Annotated in this window: 2 protein-coding genes; both read right to left on the bottom strand. The window is 45.0% G+C overall.

Annotated features, from left to right (window positions below; all coding sequences use genetic code 11):
• A partial coding sequence (locus ACE1CC_RS24485; protein ID WP_413273051.1) for a glycosyltransferase occupies window positions 1-867 on the bottom strand: 867 nt, incomplete at its 3' end.
• A gap of 78 nt (window positions 868-945) precedes the next feature.
• Window positions 946-2,073, bottom strand: coding sequence for a glycosyltransferase (locus ACE1CC_RS24480; RefSeq protein ID WP_413273050.1), 1,128 nt, complete (start codon window positions 2,071-2,073; stop codon window positions 946-948).
• Between the last annotated feature and the right edge of the window lie 164 nt (window positions 2,074-2,237).

Genomic DNA, 2,237 nt, shown 5'->3' with positions numbered 1-2,237 from the left:
GGGGAAAATCAACACCATTGCTTCTCCCATCAGGGCATAAACTTCTGCCATTGATTTGCGTCCTAACCACTCAATTTTCGGAGATTTTTCCGCTGCTTTTGCCACCTCACCTGCTAAAGGGCCATCGCCAACAATTTTCAGTGGCATGGGATTTTTCAGTTGCTGCCAAGCCGCAAGTAGAGTATCTAGTCCTTTTTCTGGCGAAAGTCTGCCCACGAAAAGAGCATAGCCACCCAGCCCTGTTCCTACACCTGGGTCAGGATCGACAAAGTTCGGCTTGACGACAATCTTTTCGGCTGGAAAACCACCCTCAATAAATTTTTCGCGAGCAAACTGGGAGAGAGTGATGTAGAGATCCACCTTCTCTTGCCAAGTTTGCATGGCACGGTGTACCGTGAGCATGGTCGCGGTGACGCTACTGGCTGCCAAACTTCCTCGATAACAACTATGCTGCACTCCGGGATAGGGAATGGCTTTCCCCAGACAGTCAACACATACCTTTCCATCTCGGTAAAATAACCCATTGGGACACAACAAACGGTAATTTCTCAAGGTTTGCACTACAGGCACTCCCTTTGCCTGCGCCGCATAGTATACTGAGGGTGAAATTAGGGGAAAAAAGTTCTGCACATGGACTAGATCGAAGGCTTTGTCCCTGAGTTTTTGTTTGACAATGTTGTAAGCTTCAGTAGACCAAACGGTTCTCAGTGCCAAGTTTACTCCATTGATAGTGGGAACGCGATCGTTATTCTCCTGATACACTTCTACTTCGTGACCCATGTTCTGCAATAGCCGTTCTTCTAACTCACGAGACTCGTCTTCTCCACCACGGATCTGATAGTTGTTGTGTATGCTCAGTATTCTCACTTTATCCTCCAATAATTCTCTAAGTTTACGAGTTACTTTTTCATAAAGGAAGAATATTATAGTTACCGCTATACTTACTTACAGAACACTACGGTATATATCCTCCAAAATCCGGGTCTGTTTACTTAAGTTGAAATGATCTCGAACTCGCTGTTGTCCGTTAACACTGCAACTCTGCCAAAGAGTATGATCGGAAAGAAACAGCAGAATGTATTCGGCAAGTGTTTTCCAGTCCCGTTCCGGCGCTAGAAAACCAGTTTCTCCATGAGCTACAGCTTGAGGAATACCAGCATGAATCGAGCCAACAACTGGTAATCCCATAGACTGAGCTTCAACTACAACAGTGGGTAATCCTTCTGAGTCTCCTGTGGAAGCGGTGACACTGGGTACGGCAAGCAAGAGCGATCGATTCATCCAACTCTTCACCACATCAGAAGGTTGTAGTCCTAGAAACTTGTAGCGGCGCAGTGACTTTGCTGCCAATGCTTCCAGGCTCTCTCTCAGTGGCCCATCACCTATAATTACAAGCTCCACATCGTTCATTTGTTCTTGTACCTGAGCCATAGCCTGAATCAGATACTCACACCCTTTCTTTTCCGCTAATCGCCCTACAAAAAGTACAACTCGCTCACGAGGTATAGATGGATCGGGTGTAAACTTTTCCGTATCCACACCATAGTAATGGGCAATAACTTTGTCAGCCGGGAAACCTTGTTCTATCAGCTTTTCTTTAATAAACTCGGATACACCAATAAATAGATTCGCTTCACGCTTGAGCGCTTCTCGACGGCGTAGATAAACTCTAGTGGTAATGGATTCCTTTCGCGCATAGTCATCTTTCATAGTCGCATCTAGACCATAAAAAGTGACTATCATTGGCAGTTTCAAGCTTCGCATTAAAGGCAAAGCCAAAGCGCCACAGACTCCAAAATGAGCATGAATCAGAGCGGGTTGCAACTGCTGTACTTGCTGATACAGTTTGGGCGCAAATCCCGACACCTTAAACACAACTTCTTCCAAATTACCTACAACTCCACCCCGGTTAACAGTCAAGGTACGCTCGGAAGGCAAAGGTAATCCTTTGACGAAGCGAGAACCAACATAGTAAGGAGTAAATTGCTGCAATCCTTCCCCTTGAGCTTTAATAAAAGTTTCTGAAGGGGGAAGAAGCTTACCACAAAGAAAAACTACATTAGGATTAGACATTGTTGATTCTCTGAACATTAAGTTGGCTCTCCCGGATTTATGGTGATAACAAAATCTTATTTAATCGTAGGGTGTGTTAGGCACGGGCGATAAATTCAGCATTCCAATCCATCAATAAATTCCCGTGCCTAACGCACCGTTCCCTGGTTTGTAACATTTATGAA

This window comes from Floridaenema aerugineum BLCC-F46, assembly GCF_041929345.1.
Taxonomy (GTDB): Bacteria; Cyanobacteriota; Cyanobacteriia; order Cyanobacteriales; family Aerosakkonemataceae; genus Floridanema; species Floridanema aerugineum.
The sequence above is the reverse complement of the archived record's forward strand: the minus strand, read 5'-3'. Positions and strand labels throughout refer to the sequence as shown.

What these genes read in the sequence shown, in the direction of transcription:
- ACE1CC_RS24480 (WP_413273050.1), bottom strand. Translation starts at nt 2,073, where the DNA reads ATGTCTAATCCTAATGTAGTTTTTCTTTGTGGTAAGCTTCTTCCCCCT.